At 35.0% G+C, this 24,435-nt stretch carries 24 protein-coding genes; 13 read left to right on the top strand and 11 right to left on the bottom strand.

Annotation, left to right across the window (positions count from 1 at the left end; translation table 11 throughout):
• Window positions 1–30: 30 nt before the first annotated feature.
• The 6 genes from QNJ50_RS18835 to urtE all read left to right on the top strand — a co-directional run bounded on the left by QNJ50_RS18835 (window position 31) and on the right by urtE (window position 7,432).
• Window positions 31–1,089 (top strand): hemolysin family protein, encoded by a 1,059-nt coding sequence (locus QNJ50_RS18835; protein ID WP_300638024.1) that lies wholly within the window; start codon window positions 31–33, stop codon window positions 1,087–1,089.
• Window positions 1,090–1,574: 485 nt separating this feature from the next.
• Window positions 1,575–2,894 (top strand): urea ABC transporter substrate-binding protein, encoded by a 1,320-nt coding sequence (gene urtA / locus QNJ50_RS18830; RefSeq protein WP_300638022.1) that lies wholly within the window; start codon window positions 1,575–1,577, stop codon window positions 2,892–2,894.
• Window positions 2,895–3,248: 354 nt separating this feature from the next.
• A complete protein-coding gene (locus QNJ50_RS18825; protein ID WP_300638019.1) occupies window positions 3,249–4,478 on the top strand; it encodes a branched-chain amino acid ABC transporter permease in 1,230 nt (409 codons plus the stop codon).
• A 290-nt stretch (window positions 4,479–4,768) separates the two neighbouring features.
• Window positions 4,769–5,791, top strand: a complete 1,023-nt coding sequence (urtC, locus tag QNJ50_RS18820) for an urea ABC transporter permease subunit UrtC (RefSeq protein ID WP_300638045.1) — start codon at window positions 4,769–4,771, stop codon at window positions 5,789–5,791.
• 157 nt (window positions 5,792–5,948) lie between these two features.
• The gene (gene urtD / locus QNJ50_RS18815) at window positions 5,949–6,698 is read left to right on the top strand and encodes an urea ABC transporter ATP-binding protein UrtD (RefSeq protein WP_300638017.1); all 750 of its coding nucleotides are present in this window, start codon (window positions 5,949–5,951) and stop codon (window positions 6,696–6,698) included.
• A gap of 35 nt (window positions 6,699–6,733) precedes the next feature.
• On the top strand, window positions 6,734–7,432 hold the full coding sequence (urtE, locus tag QNJ50_RS18810) for an urea ABC transporter ATP-binding subunit UrtE (RefSeq protein WP_300638015.1): 699 nt from the start codon (window positions 6,734–6,736) through the stop codon (window positions 7,430–7,432).
• Window positions 7,433–7,621: 189 nt separating this feature from the next.
• Here the strand turns inward: urtE and QNJ50_RS18805 are convergent, their stop codons facing one another.
• From QNJ50_RS18805 to QNJ50_RS18790, 4 genes are all read right to left on the bottom strand, one after another.
• Window positions 7,622–8,011, bottom strand: coding sequence for a hypothetical protein (locus QNJ50_RS18805; protein WP_300638013.1), 390 nt, complete (start codon window positions 8,009–8,011; stop codon window positions 7,622–7,624).
• A gap of 273 nt (window positions 8,012–8,284) precedes the next feature.
• Window positions 8,285–8,554: a DUF6737 family protein gene (locus QNJ50_RS18800; protein ID WP_300638011.1), complete on the bottom strand. Its 270-nt coding sequence runs from the start codon at window positions 8,552–8,554 to the stop codon at window positions 8,285–8,287.
• Between the two features lie 191 nt (window positions 8,555–8,745).
• Complete coding sequence (gene murG / locus QNJ50_RS18795; RefSeq protein WP_300638009.1) at window positions 8,746–9,819, bottom strand: undecaprenyldiphospho-muramoylpentapeptide beta-N-acetylglucosaminyltransferase; 1,074 nt, start codon at window positions 9,817–9,819, stop codon at window positions 8,746–8,748.
• 693 nt (window positions 9,820–10,512) lie between these two features.
• Window positions 10,513–10,692 (bottom strand): hypothetical protein, encoded by a 180-nt coding sequence (locus QNJ50_RS18790; RefSeq protein WP_300638047.1) that lies wholly within the window; start codon window positions 10,690–10,692, stop codon window positions 10,513–10,515.
• On the opposite strand from QNJ50_RS18790, the gene QNJ50_RS18785 reads away from it, so the two are divergent.
• Together QNJ50_RS18785 and QNJ50_RS18780 are read left to right on the top strand one after the other, a co-directional pair.
• On the top strand, window positions 10,631–11,404 hold the full coding sequence (locus QNJ50_RS18785) for a nuclear transport factor 2 family protein (protein WP_300638043.1): 774 nt from the start codon (window positions 10,631–10,633) through the stop codon (window positions 11,402–11,404). The genes QNJ50_RS18790 and QNJ50_RS18785 overlap by 62 nt on opposite strands.
• 218 nt (window positions 11,405–11,622) lie before the next feature.
• Window positions 11,623–12,384 (top strand): SDR family oxidoreductase, encoded by a 762-nt coding sequence (locus QNJ50_RS18780; protein ID WP_300638007.1) that lies wholly within the window; start codon window positions 11,623–11,625, stop codon window positions 12,382–12,384.
• 236 nt (window positions 12,385–12,620) lie between these two features.
• Here QNJ50_RS18780 and QNJ50_RS18775 read toward each other — a convergent pair whose 3' ends face one another.
• A complete protein-coding gene (locus QNJ50_RS18775; RefSeq protein WP_300638005.1) occupies window positions 12,621–13,016 on the bottom strand; it encodes a DUF1499 domain-containing protein in 396 nt (131 codons plus the stop codon).
• Between the two features lie 58 nt (window positions 13,017–13,074).
• On the opposite strand from QNJ50_RS18775, the gene QNJ50_RS18770 reads away from it, so the two are divergent.
• Together QNJ50_RS18770 and QNJ50_RS18765 are read left to right on the top strand one after the other, a co-directional pair.
• Window positions 13,075–14,433: a response regulator gene (locus QNJ50_RS18770; protein ID WP_300638003.1), complete on the top strand. Its 1,359-nt coding sequence runs from the start codon at window positions 13,075–13,077 to the stop codon at window positions 14,431–14,433.
• 371 nt (window positions 14,434–14,804) lie between these two features.
• The gene (locus QNJ50_RS18765) at window positions 14,805–15,329 is read left to right on the top strand and encodes a response regulator (protein ID WP_300638001.1); all 525 of its coding nucleotides are present in this window, start codon (window positions 14,805–14,807) and stop codon (window positions 15,327–15,329) included.
• Between the two features lie 146 nt (window positions 15,330–15,475).
• On the opposite strand, the gene QNJ50_RS18760 is transcribed toward QNJ50_RS18765, so the two are convergent.
• Window positions 15,476–15,751 carry a MoaD/ThiS family protein gene (locus tag QNJ50_RS18760; RefSeq protein ID WP_300637999.1) on the bottom strand — a complete coding sequence of 92 codons (276 nt, stop codon included), beginning with the start codon at window positions 15,749–15,751 and terminating at the stop codon, window positions 15,476–15,478.
• A 235-nt stretch (window positions 15,752–15,986) separates the two neighbouring features.
• Window positions 15,987–17,285 carry a threonine synthase gene (thrC, locus tag QNJ50_RS18755; RefSeq protein ID WP_300637997.1) on the bottom strand — a complete coding sequence of 433 codons (1,299 nt, stop codon included), beginning with the start codon at window positions 17,283–17,285 and terminating at the stop codon, window positions 15,987–15,989.
• Between the two features lie 562 nt (window positions 17,286–17,847).
• On the opposite strand from thrC, the gene QNJ50_RS18750 reads away from it, so the two are divergent.
• Window positions 17,848–18,849 (top strand): glycosyltransferase, encoded by a 1,002-nt coding sequence (locus tag QNJ50_RS18750; protein ID WP_300637995.1) that lies wholly within the window; start codon window positions 17,848–17,850, stop codon window positions 18,847–18,849.
• Between the two features lie 180 nt (window positions 18,850–19,029).
• Here QNJ50_RS18750 and QNJ50_RS18745 read toward each other — a convergent pair whose 3' ends face one another.
• The gene (locus QNJ50_RS18745; protein WP_300637993.1) at window positions 19,030–19,485 is read right to left on the bottom strand and encodes a hypothetical protein; all 456 of its coding nucleotides are present in this window, start codon (window positions 19,483–19,485) and stop codon (window positions 19,030–19,032) included.
• Between the two features lie 407 nt (window positions 19,486–19,892).
• Between QNJ50_RS18745 and QNJ50_RS18740 the strand changes: the two genes are divergently transcribed.
• Together QNJ50_RS18740 and QNJ50_RS18735 are read left to right on the top strand one after the other, a co-directional pair.
• Window positions 19,893–21,131, top strand: coding sequence for a zinc ribbon domain-containing protein (locus QNJ50_RS18740; protein WP_300637991.1), 1,239 nt, complete (start codon window positions 19,893–19,895; stop codon window positions 21,129–21,131).
• Between the two features lie 304 nt (window positions 21,132–21,435).
• A complete protein-coding gene (locus QNJ50_RS18735; RefSeq protein ID WP_300637989.1) occupies window positions 21,436–21,723 on the top strand; it encodes a hypothetical protein in 288 nt (95 codons plus the stop codon).
• Here QNJ50_RS18735 and QNJ50_RS18730 read toward each other — a convergent pair.
• From QNJ50_RS18730 to QNJ50_RS18720, 3 genes are all read right to left on the bottom strand, one after another.
• Window positions 21,703–22,350, bottom strand: coding sequence for a hypothetical protein (locus QNJ50_RS18730; RefSeq protein ID WP_300637987.1), 648 nt, complete (start codon window positions 22,348–22,350; stop codon window positions 21,703–21,705). The two genes, QNJ50_RS18735 and QNJ50_RS18730, sit on opposite strands and share 21 nt — an antisense overlap.
• 525 nt (window positions 22,351–22,875) lie before the next feature.
• Window positions 22,876–23,028 (bottom strand): hypothetical protein, encoded by a 153-nt coding sequence (locus QNJ50_RS18725; RefSeq protein WP_300637985.1) that lies wholly within the window; start codon window positions 23,026–23,028, stop codon window positions 22,876–22,878.
• 335 nt (window positions 23,029–23,363) lie between these two features.
• Window positions 23,364–23,738 (bottom strand): IS1595 family transposase, encoded by a 375-nt coding sequence (locus QNJ50_RS18720; protein WP_300637983.1) that lies wholly within the window; start codon window positions 23,736–23,738, stop codon window positions 23,364–23,366.
• Window positions 23,739–24,435: the final 697 nt, after the last annotated feature.

Raw genomic sequence — 24,435 nt, 5'->3', positions numbered from 1 at the left:
ACTATTTCTTCCCACAATTGGGAACTAAAAATGTTTCAACTTATTTTTGTTGTATTAACGGTTATCACAGGTTCGGCTTTGTGTTCTGGGATCGAAGTCGCATTATTTTCAGTTTCTCCCCTCAGAGTTAAACAATTAGCACAATCAAAAAATCCTTCTGCTCTAGCACTTCTGGCGATTCGCGAACATATGAATCGACCAATTGCAACTATTGTTATTATTAATAATATATTCAATATTATCGGTAGTATTGTTACAGGTAGTGTCGCCACATCGGTATTAGGAGACCGGTGGTTGGGAGCTTTTTCGGGAATCTTAACTTTTCTAATTATTATTTTTGCAGAAATAGTGCCAAAAACTATTGGTGAGCGTTACGCGGAACAAGTTTCCATGTTAGCAGCGATTCCTGTTGCGGGATTAGCTCTTATATTTACTCCTTTGGTGTGGGTAATAGAATTTGTCACCGCACCAATTACTAAAGGTAAGAAACAACCAACTACCAATAAAGCAGAAATTAAATTATTAGCAGACATTGGACATCAAGAAGGAATCATCGAACGCGACGAAGCAGAAATGATTCAAAGGGTATTTCAGTTGAGCGATCTAACTGCATCTGACTTAATGACACCACGAATTATGTTGACTTATTTACGTGGTGAATTAACTTTAAATGAAGCAAAAACAGATATTATTTCTTCACAACATACCCGAATTATTATCATTAATGAATCTATCGACAGAGTAATTGGAGTTGCTTTAAAACAAAACCTACTAACAGCAATGGTTGAAGGTAGATACAATCAAAAAATTGCGACCCTAACGCGTAAAGTCAGGTTTGTTCCAGAAACAATTCGAGCTGATAAACTCCTCAAAAGTTTTCTTGATGCTCACGAACATTTAACGGTTGTAGTAGATGAATATGGTAATGTTTCTGGTGTTGTGACCCTGGAAGACGTCTTAGAAGTAATTACTGGCGAAATTGTCGATGAAACAGATAAAACTATTGATTTACAAGCTATAGCTCGGAAAAAGCGAGAAAAAATGTTGCAGTCTATGAGTTTGGATTATCGAGCTTTAGATAAAAAATAACCTAAATTATGGTGTTTTGATGATTTAAATAGAGAAATAAGACAAGACGAAATGTTAAACAATCACTGATAGTTTATTTTCTCTCAAAAAACAATAATCTCAATAAACTAAGATACCAAAAAATACGTAGTTACTAACAGATACACCAAAAGCAATATGGTGTTTTTTTGTTGAAAAATAATAGATATTTTTGTCACTGAAAATATCTATTTAATTATAGAAATAAGTTTTTAGAGTTCAATAATCTTGATTTTTATCCTATTTTTAATTTGCTTTATTGGTCGAATTAGTTAATAAAAACAACTTTTTGTAAAAATTCTTGTAAAAAAGGTATATGAAGATACACTTTAATGAGAAAGTATCAAATTAATATCAGTAATGTATAACATTTTGCACTTTGATGGTTACGAAATAATCTCAACTTCATAGCATTATGCTTGACTAAATTTAATTAAGAAAATTATATATTTTGGGTAAATAAAAACATGAAAAACAGATTTAATAGAAGAATTTTCTTAATTTATGGTATGGGTGCATTTAGTACGAGTGTTTTCTTAAAAGCTTGTGCTAATAATTCGCCTGTTTCTACAGAAAATCCATCAAAATCTACGACAGACTCATTTAACACAAAGACTACCAATGGTCAGACTATTAAAGTAGGAATTCTACATTCCCTGAGCGGTACAATGGCTATTAGTGAAAAAAGCGTTGTAGACGCAGAAAAATTAGCCATCAAAGAAATCAATGCTAATGGTGGAGTTTTAGGAAAACAAATTGAAGCTGTCCTTGAAGATGGGGCTTCTGATTGGGATATTTTTAGAGAGAAAGCTAATAAACTTATTGACCAAGATAAGGTTGCTGTTGTTTTTGGTTGCTGGACTTCTGCTAGTCGCAAAAACGTCAAACCTGTGTTTGAAAATAAAGAACACATGTTGTGGTATCCAGTCCAATACGAAGGTCAAGAGTGCTCGCAAAATATTTTCTATACTGGTGCAGCACCAAATCAACAAATTGAACCTGCAGTTGATTGGTTATTAAAAAATAAAGGGAAAGAATTCTTTTTAGTTGGTTCCGATTATGTTTTTCCCAAAACAGCCAACCAAATCATCAAAGCACAATTAAAAGCAAATGGTGGTAAAACAGTTGGAGAAGATTACTTACCATTAGGTAACATCGAAGTTACACCTATTATTAGCAAGATTAAGCAAGCTTTACCTAAAGGTGGGGTGATATTTAATACTTTAAATGGAGATAGTAATGTAGCTTTCTTCAAGCAGTTGAAAGGTGCAGGTATAACACCAGATAAATATCCCACCATGTCCGTTAGTATCGCCGAAGAAGAAGTGAAGGCGATTGGTGTAAAGTATCTCAAAGGTCACTATGCAGCCTGGAATTATTTTCAAACAGTAGATACTCCTGCAAACAAAAAATTTGTTGAAGCTTTCAAGAAAGAGTATGGAAGCGATCGCGTAACTAACGACCCAATGGAAGCAGCATACATTGGAGTTTACTTGTGGAAGCAAGCGGTAGAAAAAGCTGAAACAACTGATTTAGAGAAAGTTCGTGTAGCTGCTTACGGTCAAACTTTAGAAGCACCGGAAGGAAAGGTGACAATGAATTCTAATCATCACCTGTCTAAAGTTGTTCGTATTGGTGAAGTCAGAGATGATGGTTTGTTTGAGATCATTAATGAGACTCCCACTGCTGTCGATCCAATACCTTGGAATCAGTTTGTCAGTTCCACCAAGGGTTTTGCTTGTGATTGGTCGGATCCGAACAAGGGTGGTAAATATAAGACGACTTAGAAGTGATGAATAAGTAATGAGGTAGAGACGTAGCATGCTACGTCTGTACAGGAGTAATAAGTAACAAGTAATGAGTGATGAGTAATGGGTGATTGGTTTATCTATTTATCAAATTATCAAATATCAAAAAAAGAGGTTTCAAGGATATGGGATTCCAATAGTGTGTTTATAAATACAAAATAAAATCTTCGTAGGGTGTGTTAGGCGCGCAAAAGCAATATCTTTTTAGGTCACCTTTATAATCGCGCCGTAACGCACCGCTATATACAATTAATACACATACAAATTTGGTGATGAGTAAGTAATAAGTAATGAGTAATAGGTAATAGGTGATTTTGGGGGGAATTAAAATAAGTGCTAGCAAGTTTTTTAGATGTTTTATTTAATGGTATTAGTACTGGATCTGTATTATTAATTGCGGCTTTGGGACTTGCTATTATATTTGGCTTAATGGGTGTAATTAATATGGCCCATGGTGAGTTAATGATGTTGGGAGCATACACAACTTTTATTGTACAGAATGTATGCAAACAATTAGGTGGGATCTGGTTTGAGAGTTATATATTTTTTGCAATTATCATCGCTTTTTTATTAACTGGTTTTTTTGGTTTAATTCTCGAAAAAGGTGTAATTAAACATCTTTACGGTAGACCTCTAGAAACTTTGCTTGCAACTTGGGGTGTAAGTTTAATACTCAAGCAATTTGTCCGCAGTGTAAATTGGGTATTAGTTATTGGGATCGGTTTATTTTGTTTATTATTTTTTGGTGGGTTATGGATTCTAAATTTTAGTTTAAATTCTCATTTTAACTTTCATTTTAATTTTCTTCGGTTTCGTCGTTGGGTTGTAGGATTATTATTTTCCCTATCTTTAGCAATCTCGATCGCAACAGCTAATTTCTTCAATCAAACATATAAACTATCAGTTAATCAACCTTGGTTTGGGGCTCAAAATGTAGATGTTACCGCTCCTACTTGGTTACAAGAAGGATTAAATTTTAGTGAATTAAAGATTCCTGTGTGGTTAAAAGAAGATTTGGGTTTAGAAACTTTATATTTTCCCTACACTCGAATATTTATTATATTTTTAACTATTGTTTGTGTTACAGGAATTTATCTATTCTTACAACGTTCGAGATGGGGGTTAAGGATTCGTGCTGTAACTCAAAACCGAAATATGAGTGCTTGTTTGGGTATCCCAACAGAAAAAGTTGATGGAATTACCTTTGCACTTGGTTCGGGATTAGCTGGAATTGCTGGAGCTGCAATTAGTTTGCTTGGTTCTGTGGGACCAAATACCGGACAAAATTATATTATTGATACTTTTATGGTTGTTGTGGTTGGAGGTGTAGGAAACCTTTTAGGTTCTATCATCGCAGCATTGGGGATTGGTACGGCTAACTTTTTAATTGCTTCTGGTACTTTGACTTTTCTGTTTGCTCCTATCCCACCTTTAGTTGATTTTTTTAAGTTCTTTTCTACAAATAGTATGGCAAAGGTGATGGTTTTTGGATTAATTATTGCATTTTTACAATGGAAACCTACTGGTATTTTTGCTCAGAAAGGTAGAAATTTTGAGTTGTAGTTTTTGTTGGGTAATTGGTAATTGGTAATTGGTAATTGGTGATAGCACTGCGTGCCGCCGTAAGCGGCATATGGTGATTGGGATTAATAATTGACATATTAATTTATTTAATTCAATTTTGTGGTTAATCAATAAATATCAAAATATTAAATAAATTGAGGTTCGATAAATTTAGAAAATCATAATACTTAAAAATATTAAAGTTGAAAAAGATTAAACTTAAAGGGGGAAAATTAATATTAATTGAGGTGGGATTGGTAATCGCGATCGCACTCATCTTGATTTTTATTATGCCAGTTATACTTTCAGATTTTCGCTTGAATCTGTTAGGAAGATTCTTATCACTGGCGATTGTAGCTTTAGGTATAGATTTAATTTGGGGTTATACCGGTTTACTTAGTTTGGGACATGGTATTTTTTTTGGTTTGGGTGGATATGCGATCGCCATGCACCTAAAATTACAAGTTCCTGAAGGTGAATTACCAGATTTTATGGGTCTTTATGGGGTAACAGAACTCCCTGGATTTTGGGAACCTTTTCATTCATTTCGCTTTGCTGCGATCGCGACTTTTCTTGTCCCCAGTGTATTTGCAGGGTTATTGGGATATCTCGTATTCAGAAATCGGATTCGAGGTGTATATTTTTCGATTTTGACACAAGCTGCAACAATCGTTTTCTTTAACTTCTTTAATGGGCAACAAAAGCTGTTTAATGGAACCAATGGATTAATAGATTTTACAACTTTATTTAATTTAAAAGTTAGCGATTATAGCACCCAATATATTTTTTATAATCTGACAATTGTTTTCCTGGTATTAACATATTGTCTTTGTCGGTGGTTGACAAGTGGACGTTTTGGAAGGGTACTAATCGCAATTCGTGATGATGAAAGTCGGGTGCGTTTTTCTGGTTATAACCCGACAGATTTTAAGGTATTGGTATTCGCAGTTTCTGGTGCGATCGCAGGAATCGCAGGAGCATTTTACACCCTTCAAAATGGTTCGGTTTCACCTAAAACAATGGAGATTGCTTTTTCAATTGAAATGGTAATTTGGGTTGCGGTTGGAGGACGCGGAACATTAGTCGGAGGAATTTTGGGCGCTTTATTAGTAAATTATGCTCGTACTTTTTTCAGCGAACAATTTGCAGAATTCTGGTTATTTTTTCAAGGTGCGCTGTTTTTAATAGTTGTGACGGTACTCCCTGATGGTGTTATTGGATGGTTGCGTAGTGAAGGGATGGAATTAATAAAAAGAAAGAAACAAGTTTCAACTTATCCCGCGCTAGAAGAATCTGAAGTACAGCGAGAATAAGTAATGAGTAATAAGTAATGAGTTGTAGAGACGTGACAGAGGCTAACGCCGACGCCGCAGGCTCTGTCACGTCTATATGAGAGAGCAATGTTCGAGAAACTATTCTTATCTTCCCCAATCCCCAATCCTCAGTCGCTAATCCCCAATCCCTTCAACCATGACCCCTAAAATCTTACAAACTCAAAATGTAACTGTCAGCTTTGATGGTTTTAAAGCATTAAATAACCTTAATTTCAGCATGGATGTAGGAGAGTTACGGGTCGTAATTGGTCCCAACGGTGCTGGTAAAACAACTTTTGTTGATGTAATTACTGGAAAAGTAAAACCTACCGAAGGACAAGTTATTTTTAAAGGTAAAAATATTCGTTCTCTTCAAGAGCATGAAATTATCCGTATGGGTATTGGTCGGAAGTTTCAAACACCTCGAATATATCTCAATTTAACAGCTAGTGAAAATTTGGAGTTGAGTGTAAATTGTGATAAAAATATTTTTTCCACTTTATTTGTAAATTCTAAAAAGAAAGATAAATACAAAATACAAGGATTGCTCGAGACTATCGGTTTGACATCTAAAGCAAATATCAAATCGGCTTTTCTTTCCCATGGGGAGAAACAACGTTTAGAAATCGGAATGTTAGTCGCACAATCTCCAGATTTATTATTGGTAGATGAACCTGTTGCGGGTTTAACGGATGAAGAAACTTATAATGTTGCACAACTACTTTTAATGCTTGCAGAAAGTCACTCAATTCTTGTTATTGAGCATGATATGGAATTTGTCCGAGAAATTGCGAGAAAGGTCACAGTTCTTCATGAGGGTTCGATTTTATGTGAAGGTAGTATTGAAGAAGTACAAAATGACCCTCGTGTTATCGAAGTCTATTTAGGACAACAAAATAATAATTAATCTCAAATCATATATATAAAATCTAGTCAGAATTAATGCTGCAAATATCTAATTTAAATGTTTACTACGGTGAAAGTCATATTCTACGAAATGTAGATTTGAGTGTTCCTGAAGGTCAAATGGTGTGTTTAATTGGACGTAATGGGGTAGGAAAAACGACCCTAATGAAAACAATTATGGGTTTACTTAAACCTCGCAGCGGTACCATTAATTTTTCTGGGACAATCATCAACTCGAAATCTACCGACCAAAGAGCAAAAATGGGAATTGGTTACGTTCCTCAAGGAAGAGAAATTATTCCTCGGTTAACGGTCAAAGAAAACCTATTATTAGGTTTGGAAGCAAGAAAAAATCGAGTAAAAAATCCAGATATACCTGAAAGTATTTTTAGATTATTTCCCGTTTTAAAAAATATGCTATCGCGTATGGGTGGTGACTTAAGTGGAGGACAACAGCAACAACTAGCGATTGCTCGTACTTTAATGGGAAAACCCCAATTACTTGTATTAGATGAGCCTACTGAAGGTATTCAACCATCAATTATTTTAGAAATTGAAGCTGCTGTTCGTAACATTGTCGAAACCACTGGAATTTCTGTTTTATTAGTAGAACAACATTTACATTTTGTTCGTCAAGCTGATTATTACTATGCAATGCAAAAAGGTGGTATTGTTGCTTCTGGTTTAACTAGCGAACTCAGTCAAGATGTGATTCAAAGATTTTTAGCAGTTTAAGGTTTTATCTTTTTGTATATGTTTTATTTTGAAAATAGTAAATGTATAAAATTACACGCGAATTTCTTTGTGCTATTTATCAATTTCATTATCTCTTTAATAAGAGCTTTATTACTAATTAATAATATATATTATTTTATTTGAATTACTAAACACAAAAAACAAGCTAAAGATTGTGAAATCTAAAAATTAATTATTATTTGTTTTACTAGTAAAACAAAAGATTGGATATACCCTCATATAGTTTTTGAATTCTTTTATTACTTTTTGTTGTCTTTCAATTTCATTCTTGTCATTGTCAAGTTTTACTTCTTTAGCTCTTCTAGTAAAAGGTTTATGGACTTTCAAATAATACTGATGTATAAAGTTGTTGAAATTTATAGGTTTATTAAACTCAAAATTTTTAAGACTTGTACCTCTCATCGTTGTAACTATTTTTAGTGATGTTTCAACTGCTGAAATATCTAAGACTTTGTAGCCTAGATATTTCGCCACGAAACTGAAACAGTAAGCTAATTTCCAACCATAGTTACCATACTCTTCTTCAATAAATGACTTAAATTCTTTTGGCAGTGTCATACTTATATTTTCTATCTTTAAACTAAAAATGATAACCTTAACAAGGACTACTACTTTATATTTCCCACATTATGTCAATTATTATTATGCAATTGCAAAAAAGTTGTATTTTTGCTTTTAGTCTCACCAACTGACATTAAAAAAAACCCAGTTCAAATCTAGAACTAGGAATTAATTGGTTGCGGAACGAATATTTTTATATTTCTTGTTTTTTTCTCTGCTTGAAACTAGAAGTAGTTCCTATATTATCTGATTTTGCAAGATGTGTAGTGTCTAGGATATTTCTCTTGGTGAATTGTCTATTTCTGCTTGATACGACTCTAACAATCCACTACGAACAACTAATTGGGGATAAACCAACAAAAAAAAGCCCATCCATGTCAGAACGGGTATCGCAACCAAAAATGTCAGCCAAACCATTCCAAATATTAGCTTAGATATTAACCAACTACCCCCGATCGCACTTATCCCCACAAGCAAAATAGACCAAGGTTGACACCACCAAGGTTTGTAATTCCAGACACTAACAGGTTTTTTGTTCATAGGTATTAGGTAGGGATTGGGAATTGGCGTTAGTGGAGCGTGACGCGTTAGCAAAGCGGGACACGTAAGTGTACACAGCGTTATATAGGTCTTGAGGAGAATAAAAATAGTTTCTCAAACGTTGCTCATTATTTTCATATAGACGTGACATGTCACGTCTCTACAACTCATTACTCATTACTCATTACTCATTACTTCCGCACCAACTCTCTCACCAACTGTGCCATTTTCTCTGCACTATCGGGAATTGCGATCGATGAAGCTTTATCTCCCATAGCTTTTAATTCTAGGGGAGAATGCAAAAGTTTTAAAACTTCATTTTGCAAGCTTTCTACTGTTAGCTCCGACTGCTTAAACATTAACCCCGCATCTACAGAGGTAAATACTTGAGCATTATAGGTTTGATGGTCTTCCGCAGCATAGGGATAGGGAATTAAAATCGCTGGCGTTCCACATACAGCCAATTCCGTCAAACTACCAGCACCAGAGCGACTAATTGCTAAATTAGCACGTTGTAGCAAAGCTGCCATATTATCATAGAAAGGCATGGAAATGTACTGTTCGTGTCGCAGACTTTCCGCCTCTGGATCGTTATCTCCAGTTAAATGCACAATATAAGCCCCAGCCTCAAACCAAGCTGGTGCGCATTGTCTAACTAATTTATTAATTGCTACAGCCCCTTGAGAACCACCAAAAACTACAATTAATGGTGCATCCTCTGCAACTGGTAAATCCAAAGATGCTCCAATCTCTGCTTGTCTAAACTCTGGGCGTACTGGAGTTCCTAAATATACTGTTTTGCCCTTAGGTAAATACTGAGCAGCAACATTAAATCCAAGAGCTACAGAAGTACACAAAGGAGCAAAAATACGAGTTACCTTACCCGGAAAAGCATTTGATTCATGGAGAATAACAGGTAAACCTAAAGACCGTGCCGCGATCGTAGATGGTCCGGCTATATATCCTCCCGTTGTTACGACTCCTTGAAAATTACCTGCTTTTAAAAGTTTCCTGACATCGAGAACACCTCCAGCAAGTTTACCCAAAGTAAATAATGACGAAAAACCAAAACCTTTTTGAAATCCCTCAACGGAAATAGTGTGTAATTTATACTCTTTGGGCACAAGTCGCGTTTCCAAACGATTGGGAACGCCCAACCATTCTATTTGATAATCTGGTAGTTGTTGTGCCAGTGCGATCGCCGGAAACAGATGTCCTCCAGTACCGCTAGCAGCCATTAGTAGTTTGATCGGAGCCTTTGTCATCAAATTTCTACCGTGTCAGCACTTAGCTTAACTAAGATAAAACTACATTACATATTATGTGAATTCAAAACTAAACGAGGGTAATTTAGCTCACATAATAGCAATAGTAAATCAAGCCTATTACCAAAAACATCATCATTGCTTGATTAATTGTAATTTACGTTGCGTTCTTATGGCTAACGGGGTAATTTTAGAAGAAATTATAAATTTAATTATTTTTAACATTTACTCAGTTATTTATCCCATTTTTTTAGCAGCAAATTGCATATTAACTGATGCATGGAACATTTAACTACATGCTTAACAAAGTATTCTTTGCAAGAAGATAATAATCACAAAAACTTTGCGATCGCGATCTCTTTATATGCTATGTGGAGACGGTATATCCGCGAACTGTTAATTAACCCTTAAAGGATGTTTGAAAAAATATATTAGACATCTCCGGAAAAGAATGTAGAGACGTACCAGAGCCTGCGGGGTCGGCGTTAGCCGTACGTCTCTACAAAGATTTTGGGTTATGCATATTCAATTTCAGGAGAGGTCTATTGGGCTCACGGGGTGACAAGCTTCCCAAACATCCCGTTAGAACAAAACCCCCACCTTCCAACATAAATTGGTTATCTTATATAAACCCGCTATAAATTTATGTTTCAAGAATTTATGTTTCAAGATTTATGTTTCAAGATTTATGTTTCAAGCATCTGACTGTAAGGTTTTTGCTGAAAAACTGTGAATATCTTTATTAGAACCACCTACCAAGTACCCTATACCCATGCCAAAATTAATTAATTTACTACTCAAACGCCAATCCATGCTTAAAATTTGCAGAGGGTTAGTTTTTTGTTTATTTGCGCTCAGTTTGGCAGGAAGCATAAAATCTGCTCAAGCTAAAGATTCCAAAGCTGCACCGGTAGAATTAAAAAGTTTGTTAACCCAAATTGATACTGCAGCATCTCAACGTAATGTCAATGGGGTAATGAAGTTTTATGCAAAGAACTTTACCCACAATGATGGGTTAAACCGTAGTAGCTTACAAAAAGCGCTCAAATCATTTTGGGAAAAATATCCCAACTTAAAATATTCCACCGAAGTCAAGTCGTGGAAAGCTGAAGGAAATGGAATTGTTGCTGAAACTGTGACTAATATCACTGCAGCTTCCTTTAAGGACAAGCACAGTTTAAAGATGAACGCAACAATCACATCTCGCCAACGTATAGTAGGTTCTAAAATAGTCAGTCAAGAAATTTTATCAGAACGTACTCAAATCACATCTGGTGCTAAGCCTCCACAAGTTGATATTAATTTACCAGATAAGTTAAAAGTTGGTGAAAAATATAACTTTGATGCCATAGTTCAAGAACCTTTAGGTGACGATTACCTACTGGGAGCAGCATTAGAGGAATCTGTTAAACCAGACAAATATCTCCAACCAACATCAGTAAATTTAGAATTACTTTCTGCTGGTGGTTTGTTTAAGACCGGAGAAGCACCATCCACTCCTGGTAACAAATGGATTTCTGCAGTCTTGGTACGCGGTAATGGTATGACAATGATTACCCAACGAATTCCAGTTGTAGGGAAATAAATTCTCTGTTTTATTTAAATTTTGTTTTAAAGTACAAATAAACAAACCCGTCTTTTTGCTCAAAGGCGGGTTATTTAATTGCATTGAGGATTACATAGGAAAACCAGTTTTCCTTAATTCCTAATTTATTACCAACCACCCATTAACAATTAGCAATTACCAATTACCAATTACTCATTACTCATTACTCATTACTTATTACTCATTACTCATTCCCAATGAACAATAAAATAGTTTTCATAACCGGTGCTAGCAGTGGAATCGGTGCTGCTTGTGCAAAATTGTTTGCAGGTGCAGGTGCTAAATTAATTTTGGCTGCACGACGGAAGGAACGTTTGCAAGAACTAGTTAAGAAATTAAACTTAAAATCTTCAGAGTTTTATTTGCTAGAACTTGATGTCCGCGATCGCAAAGCGGTAGAGTCTGCAATTTCTTCTTTACCTTCTGAATGGTCTGCAATTGATGTTCTCGTAAATAATGCTGGACTCAGTCGCGGTTTGGACAAACTTTATGAGGGTGATTTCCAAGATTGGGAAGAAATGATTGATACCAATATCAAGGGTTTACTTTACATGACTCGTTATATTGTCCCTGGTATGGTCAGTCGTGGTGCGGGTCACTTAATTAATATTGGTTCGATTGCTGGACATCAAACTTATCCTGGAGGTAATGTTTACTGCGGTACGAAAGCTGCGGTGAAATCAATTTCTGAAGGTTTGAAACAAGACCTTTTAGGTTCTCCGGTGCGAGTTACTTCTGTAGATCCTGGTTTGGTAGAAACTGAATTTAGTGAAGTAAGATTTCATGGAGATAGCGATCGCGCCAAAAAGGTATACCAAGGAATGACTCCCCTAACTCCAGATGATGTGGCTGATGTGGTGTTCTTTTGTGCGACCAGACCAAGTCATGTCAACATTAATGATGTAATTTTAATGCCGACAGAACAAGCCAGTGCAACTTTAGTTCACCGTCAGGGGTAAAAAATTCAAGCCCGTAATAATTCAACCCAGGAAGACGTACCGTGGTACTTCTCTACAATCAAAACTTACGAAGATGTACCGTGATACGATTCGGTTAAGGTTTATACGTTATAATTTTGGGCGTGTAGAGACGTAAAATTTTACGTCTCTACAGGGATCTCGTTGGTAAACAGATATATTATCCGAACCGTATTGAGACGTACCGTGGTACGTCTCTACAAAATATTAGAACTAAACTAATTAAATTTTTCTCTAATTGTTTCGATTCGTTTGCGATTTACACCCAAGTCGCTTTGACCTAAGCGAGAAGCGGAACGAACGTGAATCTTTTGAGTATCGGGCTCGATGTAAAATTCTACATCATCAACATATCCCATTAATGCACTCTTGAATTCTGCATACAGATAATTATCTGTTTCATTAATTATTGTCGTTCTGGGTAAAGACTGAATTATTGTCTTGAGCTTAGCTAAGGCTTCTTGGGGAGTAGAAGTATAAGTAAGTGGTTCAATATAATGAATTGTGTCTGCAGGTTCGGTTTGACTGGAAACACAATTGGGTGATTTGGGACAGCTTGCTAATTTACCGTCATTTACACCTAAGTTATCTGGTCGCTTACCTGCAAAAATCATAGTTTTATTCTGTGGAATGTTAAGAACTATGAAAATTTTACAGCTTTAATGTTGGATAATGGCTGAAAATATTCCTATTATCACACCAAGTCTCGTCCAAGAAACAGCAGAATCTCCAAAATATTTCATTGCCATTATTGAAGATATTAGCGATCGCAAGCAAGCTGAAGCAAGATTAAAAGAAGCTTCTCAAGCTCTAGCAGAACTTACAGAACTTTATCAGTTAGCGGTTACAGGATCGGGAGATGGTATTTGGGACTGGGATTTAAAAACTGGAGATTCATACCTTTCTCCAAGGTGGAAAGAAATTTTAGGTTACCAAGACGATGAAGTTTCCAACCATGCGGATAGTTTTTTCTCGTACCTACATCCAGAAGATAAGAAAGGTACAATTATCAAAGGTAAAATTACCAAAGATATAATTCCAGAACTTACTTATCCTCATACCAATAATAAGGTAAATTCCTGTGATTTAACTTTCCGCATTAAAGATACGGGTAAGGGGATTGCAGAAGAAAATTTAAGCAATATATTTGATGCTTTTGTACAAGCAGGTAATAATCAAGAATATTGTGATGGTACAGGTTTGGGCTTAGCAATTTCTAAGAACTACGTCGATTTGATGGGTGGTCACATGCAAATTCAAAGTAGTTTAGGAAAAGGAACCACTGTAGAATTTGATATTCCTATCACCATCATACCTAAAGAAGAATTTGTAGAGTCTTTGCCAAAAGGTCGGATTACAGGATTAGAACCAAATCAGCCCAAACGGTTAGTTTTGATCGTAGAAGATAACTCAGATAATCATCAATTATTATTCGAAATTCTCTCAGAAGTAGGTTTTGAAACAATTCAAGCCCACAACGGGAAAGAAGCAGTAGAAAAATGGCAAAAATACAAACCCGATCTGATTTTAATGGATATGCAAATGCCAGTGATGAACGGCTATCAAGCAACCCGTGAGATTAGATCCACAGTTGAAGGTAAAAATACAACAATTATTATCGCCCAAACATCTAATGCGTTTAACGAAGATAAGAAATTAATTATGTCCCTTGGTTGTGATGACTTTATTAGTAAACCATTTCAAGAACAAGTTCTTTTGGAAAAAGTCGCCTACCATTTGGGGGTTAAATACACCTACAGCAATGAAAAACAAGATTTAGAGCCAGAAAATCTGCCAATTCAAATCACTCCAGAATCATTAGCATTCATGTCTGATAAATGGCGCTTCCAACTTCACCAAATTGCTAGCACCTGCAATAAAAAAGATATCCTCAAAATACTTGCAGAAATCCCTGAAGATAATAGTAGCAATAGTCAGGTTAAACAATATCTAATGAGTTTGGCTAACAAATTTTTATTTGACGTAATTGTTGATTTGACCGCACCTCTTGAAGAAATTAATTCAAGATAAGAAAGTACACAAATATTCTCATTCTGCATTTTCATCAAGAAAAATCAGATACTTTATTCTGGTTACCAAATTTTCAGGAGTTAATCAACTAGAGTAGCAATTGCTACTTAGCTGAATTAAGTAACAATGAAAAAATATCACATTTATTGAGGCTTATGACTTTAGTTAATAATCTCTTTAAATTCTAAAAACTCTTCTATATCAACAATTATGCACGATATCAAGACATTGACATATCATAAATATTTTCATATGTACTATATTGCCTAGATACGTAATATCACTGATGCGATTATAAACTAAAGACATTAGCATCGTGAGAAATAACTAATTATTTACTGGCATAAGAAAACTAAGAAGAGTAAAAAAATATGAATAACATCTTAGATGCAGACTACCAAGGAGACATCCTTATCATTGATGATGAGCCAAACAACTTAGACGTTCTGTCTACCAGTCTTGAATGTTATGGTTATCAAGTAAGACAAGCTGTTACTGCTGACATAGCTCTCAAAACTATTAAGCTTAAAGCACCGGACTTGATTCTATTAGACGTAATCATGCCGAAGGTTGACGGATATGAGTTATGCAAACAGTTAAAATCAAATCCAAATACTAAAGAAATACCAATAATTTTTTTAAGTGCTTTGAGTCAAGAACACGATAAAGGCAAAGGATTTGAATTAGGTGCAGTAGACTTTATCAGTAAACCCTTTCATTTAGAAGAAATTTTAGCCAGAATCAACCATCAATTAACTATCCGTAAATTAGAAACAAAACTCAAAGAAACTAATCAAGAGCTTGAAGAACACAAATATCGCTTACAAACGGAAATATATCTGCGAGAGAAAATAGAAGAAGAATTAAAAAATTTGCAACATTTACCAATGTCCTAACCGAATTAATAGTGTTATTTAAATGTAGATATATAGATATAGAAATGTACCAGAAGTTGTTGTTTAGGAGCAACTTCTGGTACATTTACACTAATAATTGTGTTACAGATATCTCTCTAAATATTTCTTATAGAAAAACTCAAAAACTAACCACCAGCAACAGCAGGGACAATACTCACTTCATCCCCATCTTTTAAAGGTGTACTAGTACCATCCAAAAAACGAATATCTTCACTATTAACGTACAAATTTAAAAAACGTCGTGGTTTTCCTTGTTCGTCGCACAAACGTGACTTAATTCCAGGACAAGCTTGTTCTAAAGAGTCGATTAACTCCGAAATCGAGTTACCACTGCAATCTAAAGTAGCTTGGTTATTTGTGAATTTCTGAAGAGCAGTTGGAACTAAAACTTTTATTGTCATATGAAAACAAAGCGAAAAGTTTAAAGGGGGTTTTTTGTTGGTAATGGGTAATTGGTAATTGGTGATTGGTAATTGGTAATGGGAATTGGTATTTAGCAATTTATTATCTCTTGCTGCTTACTTACTTACTCATTACTTCTTACTTCTTACTTCTTACTTCTTACTCATTACTGTGCGCAATACTTACAGTACGCTTACGCTAGGTCGCGCCCCGCTGCGCTAACATTACTTATTACTAAACAAGTACTTGTTGCCATTCTAAACGCTCGAGGGTGCGGGAACGTTCGAGGGCTTGTTCAAAGCTATCGAGTTTCGCATCGATTGTCAAAGGTTCACCAACATAACCTTGTACAGCTTCTTGGGTTTTGAGACCGTTACCAGTAATGTAAGCTACGGTAGTTTCTTCTGGATCAATTTTACCTGCTTCTACCAGTTTCTTTAATACGGCTATTGTTGTACCGCCAGCTGTTTCTGTAAAGATACCTTCAGTTTCTGCAAGTAACTTCATTCCTTCAATGATTTCTGCGTCACTGACAGCTTCAATATTACCACCAGTCTTTTTCGCAATTTCGACTGCATATATACCATCCGCAGGATTTCCAATTGCAATGGATTTAGCAATTGTGTTTGGCTTCACTGGCTTGATGAAATCTCTATCTTCTTTGAATGCTTCATATATGGGGGAACATCCTTCAGCTTGCGCTCCACTGAAGCGGACATTCTTACCTTCCACTAAACCAACTTCAGTAAACTCGTTAAATCCTTTGTAGATTTTAGTAAACAAAGAACCACTAGCTAAAGGTGCAACTATGTGGTCAGGTAATTCCCAACCTAATTGTTCTGCAACCTCAAATCCTAAAGTTTTAGAACCTTCTGAATAATAAGGACGTAAATTAATGTTTACAAATCCCCAACCATGAGTATTTGCAACTTCCGAACACAGACGGTTAACCTGATCGTAATTACCTTTAACCGCCATTAGGGTGGGGCTGTAAATTAAGCTTCCTAAAATCTTACCCGCTTCCAGATCCGCAGGAATGAATACACAACAATCTAAACCTGCATGGGCTGCGATCGCAGCGGTGGAATTTGCTAAGTTACCAGTACTAGCACAAGAAACTGTACTAAAACCTAATTCTTTTGCTCGAGTTAACGCTACTGAAACCACCCTGTCCTTGAAACTGAGGGTAGGCATGTTAACAGCATCATTTTTAATATAAAGCTTTTTCAAGCCAAGGCGACGAGCCAAGCGATGAGAACGTACTAGGGGGGTCATTCCGGTTCCCACATCAATTGGGTTTTCGCTAGCTACAGGTAAAAACTTGCGATAGCGCCAAATTGAATTTGGTCCGGCTTGGATAGTTTCACGAGTTACCGTGTTGCGTAGATTGCTGTAGTCATATTTAACTTCCAAAGGACCAAAACACAACTCACAAACATGACTGGCTTGCAGTTCGTATTCTGCACCACATTCTTTACATTTTAGGTTTTTAAAGGATGCAGTAGCTGCTTGAGTACCGGTCGTCGCTTGCATAGAGCTATCCCCCTGAGTTCTTGTCTATTGCGAAACGATACTATCACGGTGGAAAAATGGCAGTCAAATAATCCCGACTATTTTTGTCGGGATTAGCAAAATCATGAGTAAAGTAAGTGTAATTGTGTCAAGAGGTACATAATTTTAGAAAAATTTCAATGGTTTGCAGCCAAGGATTTATCAATTCTAAAGATTAGGAAAATAAGAGGTTAATTAACAGTTACTAAAATAAAACTGAGTTCAAGATTGCAGATCGTGATAGATGCAAGCGCTGACGCGGAGCGTATCGTCTAAGTACTAACCCACTATTTCCGAGTTTTAAATACAGAACTGGTAGTCTGTCCCATTAAATATGACGGGTTTGTTTGTCGTCAAAACTCCTGTAGAGACGTACCATGGTACGTCTCTACAAATCCGCAAATTTGGTGTAAAAAATTACTAGTTCGGTAAATTCTAAGTACGCAGTTTTTAAGTGAGCGGTGTATTTTACGCTCCTTGAAAACTACTGCTAACAATTGTTAGATAAGCTAATCTACTAGTTGCAGTTGAAGAGACTGATGTGATGAGAAAGTTGTACTTCTTGCTTCCAGGAACCGATGGTAAGTTTGCTTGTGGTGGTTTGTGGGCGGAGTTAAAAACCTTTAACCTTGTAAAACAGGTATGTAGCGCCGATGTTGTTACTTACCGTCAACGAGAACAAGACAAGCTGTTTTTAGATGATGTACTCCAGCAGTCGAACTTAGATGGTGTAATCTTTATCGTTAGCTGGGGATTTGACGTTGCGAAACTTGCAACTAAGTTAAAAAAATATAACGTGGTTTACCATGCCCATAGTACAGACTATGGTTTCAGTTTACCTGCAAGCATCCCAATCGTTACAGTTAGTCGTCACACCATGGGGTATTGGGGTAAAAATTCACCCAATTCACTGATTTACTATTTACCCAATCAAATAAGCGATGAATTTCAAAATTTAAATTTGTCACGGGATATTGATGTTTTAGTACAAGCGCGTAAATCTTCTGAATATTTAATGGAAAAATTAATTCCTGCTTTGCAAAAGCAATGCAAGGTGGAGGTAGTTAATTCCTACGTAGAAGATTTACCCGGTTTATTTAACCGAGCCAAAGTTTACCTTTATGATTCCGCTGAATATTGGGCTTTACAGGGAGTAACAGAAGGTTTTGGTTTGCAACCAATGGAAGCTTTAGCTTGTGGGTGTCAGGTTTTCTCTAGTATTAATAGTGGTTTATCAGATTATTTAGATCCTGGATTTAATAGTTATAAGATTGCTGCATATTCCCAGGAGTATGACGTACAACGTATATTAAAAAATGTCCGTAATTGGACACCGCCAGAATTACCCGCTCATTTTTTTACTGAATATCGCCGTGAAAGTATAATTCAGCGTTTGCAGGTGATTGTAAATGACTTAAATGATTTTTTTACACATAAACAGCAATATAAATCTGATATTGAAAGCTTGACTAAAATTCGATTTGCTAAATTATTTGCTCAAAGTGCTTACAAGAAGATTAAGAAAAAGTATTTTGCTCGTTCTTAGGGGATGTTTGGAAAACTATATTACTTATTATTTACTTTCCTAAAATATTTTAGATCCTCCTAAATCCCCCAATTCATTGGGGGACTTTTAGCCTACTGTTTTCAAGGGTATTGGGAAGATAGCTAGGTGAAAGCTCTATTCTACATTCCCTTTTCCCTAGATTTAGGGACTAACAGAAAACTAAAGATAAATTTTTCGCAGTTCTTCCAAGGTATTTTTGATCTTAATTCCATTCAAAACTGCTCTCAAGACATCCACATCTTTTATTTGAGAAATCTCTGGGAGAATTTCTAAACCTTCAGCACCAAATTTAATTTCTAAAGTTACCTCGATAAGTTCGAGTATTCCTTCTTTTTTACCTTCTACTTTTCCTTCTCTTTTACCTTTTTCAATTCCTCTTTGTTCTACGCTAGTAATATAAGGCATTTTTTTGTCCTCCTCATATTCAGTGACTTGATCCCAAAAACTGTTCTCTAACTCTTTAGGTAATTTCATTACCCAGTCGATAAACCGAAATAGTTTAATGATATCTTCTTTTTGATAACCTCTTTCGTATAGGCGTTTCGTTAGATAAAGTTTCCAGTATTTTCGTACCTCATTATCTTGGCGCGTTTTTTTCGCCTTGATATGAGCCATCACCTAATCAATTCAAAAGTTAGAAGTCAAAAATCAAAAGTTTAACTTTTTTCTGAAATCAGAGGATTGAAAATCACATGACTTAAAGCTAACGTCGAGCTAAGCTATCGGAGCTATTATGCTTTTGACCTTTGACTTTTAACTTTTAACTTGCGCGTAGCGCTGTACTCGTCTGCGGACATTCGTTTCTTAAATTGATTTGAGTATGTTTGATTATGCCAGACTTTGGAAATAAGCGCGATCGCACCCTTTTCTTGATAATTCCAAAGAAATAAATCATCAAAATAAGCAGTCTGGAAAATTTTTATCTGGAAAATTTTTGTTACTTATTACAAAGAAATACACAAGTTGGGAAGTATAACTTAAGTATCTATATCAAAACTTTATTAATAACGGAAATTAAATATATGTTGGCGAGAATCAGGCGGATTTTTAGAAATTTTTTCCGAAAATCCAGAACAATCAACAACGAACCCTTGAATAAAGTAAGTTTGGTTGTCATTGTTTTAATTGACATTTTTATACTCATCAATGTGTTTACTGGGATTGATGATATTAGTAGATGGTATATAAGTCCTTATCAAGCTTATCCATGTCATTCTGAATGGCAAAGTTACCGCGCAGGAAATAATCAGGATAAAGACTATAACATTATCAAAAAATCACTACCGTCTAAGTTTAGTAAACTACAACAAGAAGAGATATATCGACAAGCTGAATCAGAGCATTTAGGAAAAGTTTCTCAAACTTGTCTAAATTATGCACAATACAAAGATAAAGTTAATAACCCTAAAAATCAGGAAATAGTAAATATTGTCGAAAACAAAGAATTTAAAATCAACGAATTAAATCGAGCAAATACTAAAATTCGTGCTGAATATGATTCCACGCTCTTAGAAAAAATTGCTGGTCAACCTCGGGGACAATCAATTAATCAAGTCAGTGCAGAGAAAGCAAAAATTGAGTTAGATAAAAATACTCGTAATATTTCCACTCTGGAAAAAGAAATATCTAACCTGAAAAAAGAATTAACTGACAAACCAGAAAGTCTTACTTTTCTCAACTTTCTTCAAGATAAAAATCAATTTTATACAGTTGATAAAGGCTACAAACAAGCTTCATTTTGGTATCCAACTATTCAACTAACTTTTCAGTCTTTATTTCTCATTCCACTGATTGCGATCGCATTATCAGTTCATAAATTTGCAGTGGGGAGAGGATACGGGTTAATTTCCCTAATTAGTTGGCATTTACTAATTATATTCTTTATCCCATTAATTATTAAAGTATTTGAATTTTTGCAGTTTGGGGCAATCTTTGAATTTCTTTTTGATTTTATTCAAGTTTTATTTGGTGGATTAAGATTCCTTGTCAGTTATCTTTATATCTTATTTATTCCCCTGATAGGTTTTGGAATTATCAAATTCTTTCAAAAAATTGTCTTTAACACTAAAATTCAAGCAAGTAATAGATTTCAAAAACTAAGTTGTATCAGGTGTGCGAAGAAAATTCGGAATAATGATATTTATTGTCCTCATTGTGGCTATTATCAATATGTTGAATGTCCAAATTGTCATAATATGACTTACAAATATTTATCCTATTGTAAGCATTGTGGGCATTCTCAGGATATTGGTAATTTGTAGAGAAATTTAAAATTTGACTATTGTTTCACAAGACAGTGATTTTGATGATATGGGATAGGTAAAGCGCTGTCTGTGTAATTTTTTAGGGTGAGTAAGAATTGCGATCGTGCTGCGTATCGGGTTTTAGTATTTAGGATTTAAGTATTTCTGGTTTTGTTTTGGTGGGGATGAAAAATAATTTTGGGGTGTCCTAGTTAGCGGTAGTGATTTTTTGTTCCTAGATTAATACGATTTATTGTGAAGGTTTTTTCAGATTTTTACGACGAAAATTCACTTCTTTGTCTAAAATTCAATATATAGCTATATGAAATATCCTGTACATACAGCTAAATTACTTTTGTCAACAGCATCAAGTATTTTGACAGCAGTTAATGGTGAATATAATATTGATAGCGTTGTTCAGGCTAAAGAGAATGTGGAAAATGCGCTAAAAATTCTAGAAGATACCAATACAGCCGTCGATATTCTGAAAGCAGAACTTGATGCCATAGATAAAGAGAATCCTGATTGGGATAATCTTCCTTCAGATGATCCATATTGGGTTAAATTTATTGATGAACTAAAATCATTACTAACCCAAACTAAGAATTAAATCAGTGATATGTTCTTCCACAAGTTTAACTGCTCCATCAGACAAATCTTTAGGCATCATCTTGAGAATAGAATTCAGTGCTGCCTCATAGTATTGTTTTTTGTGCAAACTCTTAGTGATTAATTCTTTTGGCATTGGTGCTCCATAATTAAGGGTATAGTAAAGCCAAGTTAAATATTTATATATATCCTTATAAAACTTGTATCTTTTATCTTTTAGTAATTTTAAAGAAAATATTTTTATTGCTTCATCACCTAAATCTTTGGCTAAATGCAGCCGTTGATTTTTATTTGATAACCATAATGCTGCTTCTTTATAAGAATTCAAATTTCTTTGAAATTTTTCAACTTCCTTCTCAAAAGAGTTGATTTGTTCATTTAGAACTTGATCATTTGGTAACTTTGTTTTAAATTCTTTGAATTGTTCTGCAAGCTCTTGAATAGTAGTTAAAAGCTTTTGATGATTCAAGCTTTGTACCTCCAATTGTTCATTTAATTTTTCTAGAGATTTATTCTTTATTTCAGTCTTCTTTGCATATCTGAATTGCATAAAAGCTATTAATGTGCTTACCGTGGTCGCAACTGCTCCTCCAGCTGCGCTGATGGCGTTAACAGATTCCCATCCCATTCAAATTTCTCCTTGTAGTTAATAATATTAAGTACTTGAACAAAACTGATTGTATATTTTTCATTGCGAGTGGAGCGTAGCGTAACGCTGCAATCACAAGAATTTAAGATTTATTCACTAAAGTTCGCAATGACACAAATTATTGTGTCTAACCACTTATCGCTCTTCCATCACTCTGGGAAAGTAAAAATCTCAGACAATTTTTTAACCTCAAACAGGGACTGGGTTTGGAGCTTTATTTTCTAATACTATGACTAAAATCATCACTTTTGGCTAAAAGTTTTATGCAGCAAGGATTTAATTTTTTCTCTGATGAGAGTGATGGAAGAGCGTTATGATGTACAGTCTGTAATAATTCTTCTTTATTTTGCACGCTACAATTTACGTTGTAATCTACTACTTATCTAAACAATTCCCCGTCACCTGAGGAAATTAGACGTAGCAATACTACGTCTCTCTACAAAGTAATTTATGGATAATTGCAAATCCTCTCTCCCAGTGAGGAATAGCTTCAAACAAAAACTTCTAAGACTTTATTTGTGCAAATCTCCTCAATACATCAGATTCCTGCTTCATCTCCTCCTTAATCCGCTTCACCATAGAAGCAGCAGTATTTTTATTACCCCAAACTTCAGATGCAAGTTTACGCACACTGATACCTCCAGAGGAACTCATCATACGAATAGCGACAACAAATCACTTTCTTATAACCACATGAGTTTCATAAAATACTTCACCAATAATAAAACGAAATAGTATGTCATGTAAATCACCTGATTTGTGATGTTTACATTTCTATGGGATAGCCTTAAATCATTCGCAATAGGTTTTTGGTATGTTACGAAATATAATCCAGAAGAGCAGTGCTTTATAATACTATTCTTCTGAATTATTCCCCATGGCCTTAGAAGATAAAATGTAGAACAAATAAGTTTCTAGCAACCAACTTGTGAATGATTGTAAAGGTATAAAAACATTGTCTCTATGTGATGCTAAAGAGTTATTAAGAGGTTTTACAAAGATTTTATCTGTGCAATTCTCTCTAACATTTCTCTTTCCTCCTTCATCCCCTCTCTTATCCGCTTCAGCATAGAAGCCGCAGTATTTTTATTAACGCCAACTTCAGATGCAAGCTGACGCACACTGATACCTCCAGAGGAACTCATCACTAGACGAATCGCCAAAAACCATTTATCTAAACTCACATGAGTTTTGTGAAAAATTGTACCAACAGTAACGCTGAAAGATGTGTAGCATGAATTACAATGATATCTTTTTTCACTCTTGTAAGCTGTAGCGTTATCTGATTCACAGTAAGGACACTTCGGCTGACCACCCCAGCGAATTTGTTCAAGAATTGCGAGGTATTTATCGTTACGTAATGTCATATTGAAGCTCAGAACTCTGAGCTCAATATAAGTAGCGATTAATACCTATTTTTCTATTAAAGAATGTTTGTTACAACTACAGGAAAATTGGGAATATGAAAATAGTTTATTGGTAATACTTGCGACAGATTCCCAAAGGGCTTATCGTCTAAATAAACCCAATTTCAGTCGATTGTATGCGCCAAAAGCTCTGGCGCGTCTCTACAGATTACCCGTAACTCCACTAAACTGATAAGTGAGAACTGACAACTGATATAACCCACATTCCGCACCCTAATATGTAGCATTCGGTTATCACGGGCAATACATTAAAGTCAAAGAATTAAATAATACAAAAAATTATTTTTCGTTATAGTAGGCTGCGATCATCATCAAACAAAAGTAATGTCAATAAATATCAATAAGGGAAGTATTATATTTGAATGAGGATTTATACTCAACAGATAAATAAATGCTATATATAATCTAGATTTTTTTGGATAAAACTAATGTTTATGCATAGTAAAATAGAAAAATAGTATAACAATTAGGAGGTAAAAGAAACAAAACTTCTAACTCTAATGATAAATATTTTGATAAATAATTATGTTAATTATTTAAGCTAATGTTGATAGTATTTATAGCATTCATTTGGCAGAAAATTAAGTATATACTTCCTATTTTCTGTAAGATTAGATATTTGTTTATCATTGTTCAA

The sequence above is a fragment of the Mastigocoleus sp. MO_188.B34 genome (assembly GCF_030065675.1).
Lineage (GTDB): Bacteria > Cyanobacteriota > Cyanobacteriia > Cyanobacteriales > Nostocaceae > Mastigocoleus.
This window is presented reverse-complemented; position numbering and strand designations above follow the sequence as displayed.

Coding starts and splice junctions, on each gene's coding strand:
- urtD (WP_300638017.1), top strand. CDS start 5,949: ATGACCCCTAAAATCTTACAAACTCAAAATGTAACTGTCAGCTTTGAT.
- QNJ50_RS18750 (WP_300637995.1), top strand. CDS start 17,848: ATGAGAAAGTTGTACTTCTTGCTTCCAGGAACCGATGGTAAGTTTGCT.
- QNJ50_RS18785 (WP_300638043.1), top strand. CDS start 10,631: ATGCTTAAAATTTGCAGAGGGTTAGTTTTTTGTTTATTTGCGCTCAGT.
- QNJ50_RS18720 (WP_300637983.1), bottom strand. CDS start 23,738: ATGACATTACGTAACGATAAATACCTCGCAATTCTTGAACAAATTCGC.
- thrC (WP_300637997.1), bottom strand. CDS start 17,285: ATGCAAGCGACGACCGGTACTCAAGCAGCTACTGCATCCTTTAAAAAC.
- QNJ50_RS18790 (WP_300638047.1), bottom strand. CDS start 10,692: ATGCTTCCTGCCAAACTGAGCGCAAATAAACAAAAAACTAACCCTCTG.
- urtE (WP_300638015.1), top strand. CDS start 6,734: ATGCTGCAAATATCTAATTTAAATGTTTACTACGGTGAAAGTCATATT.
- QNJ50_RS18775 (WP_300638005.1), bottom strand. CDS start 13,016: ATGATTTTTGCAGGTAAGCGACCAGATAACTTAGGTGTAAATGACGGT.
- QNJ50_RS18800 (WP_300638011.1), bottom strand. CDS start 8,554: ATGAACAAAAAACCTGTTAGTGTCTGGAATTACAAACCTTGGTGGTGT.
- murG (WP_300638009.1), bottom strand. CDS start 9,819: ATGACAAAGGCTCCGATCAAACTACTAATGGCTGCTAGCGGTACTGGA.
- QNJ50_RS18835 (WP_300638024.1), top strand. CDS start 31: ATGTTTCAACTTATTTTTGTTGTATTAACGGTTATCACAGGTTCGGCT.
- QNJ50_RS18745 (WP_300637993.1), bottom strand. CDS start 19,485: ATGGCTCATATCAAGGCGAAAAAAACGCGCCAAGATAATGAGGTACGA.
- QNJ50_RS18740 (WP_300637991.1), top strand. CDS start 19,893: ATGTTGGCGAGAATCAGGCGGATTTTTAGAAATTTTTTCCGAAAATCC.
- QNJ50_RS18780 (WP_300638007.1), top strand. CDS start 11,623: ATGAACAATAAAATAGTTTTCATAACCGGTGCTAGCAGTGGAATCGGT.
- QNJ50_RS18730 (WP_300637987.1), bottom strand. CDS start 22,350: ATGGGATGGGAATCTGTTAACGCCATCAGCGCAGCTGGAGGAGCAGTT.
- urtA (WP_300638022.1), top strand. CDS start 1,575: ATGAAAAACAGATTTAATAGAAGAATTTTCTTAATTTATGGTATGGGT.
- QNJ50_RS18760 (WP_300637999.1), bottom strand. CDS start 15,751: ATGACAATAAAAGTTTTAGTTCCAACTGCTCTTCAGAAATTCACAAAT.
- QNJ50_RS18765 (WP_300638001.1), top strand. CDS start 14,805: ATGAATAACATCTTAGATGCAGACTACCAAGGAGACATCCTTATCATT.
- urtC (WP_300638045.1), top strand. CDS start 4,769: ATGCCAGTTATACTTTCAGATTTTCGCTTGAATCTGTTAGGAAGATTC.
- QNJ50_RS18805 (WP_300638013.1), bottom strand. CDS start 8,011: ATGACACTGCCAAAAGAATTTAAGTCATTTATTGAAGAAGAGTATGGT.
- QNJ50_RS18725 (WP_300637985.1), bottom strand. CDS start 23,028: ATGATGAGTTCCTCTGGAGGTATCAGTGTGCGTAAACTTGCATCTGAA.
- QNJ50_RS18735 (WP_300637989.1), top strand. CDS start 21,436: ATGAAATATCCTGTACATACAGCTAAATTACTTTTGTCAACAGCATCA.
- QNJ50_RS18770 (WP_300638003.1), top strand. CDS start 13,075: ATGGCTGAAAATATTCCTATTATCACACCAAGTCTCGTCCAAGAAACA.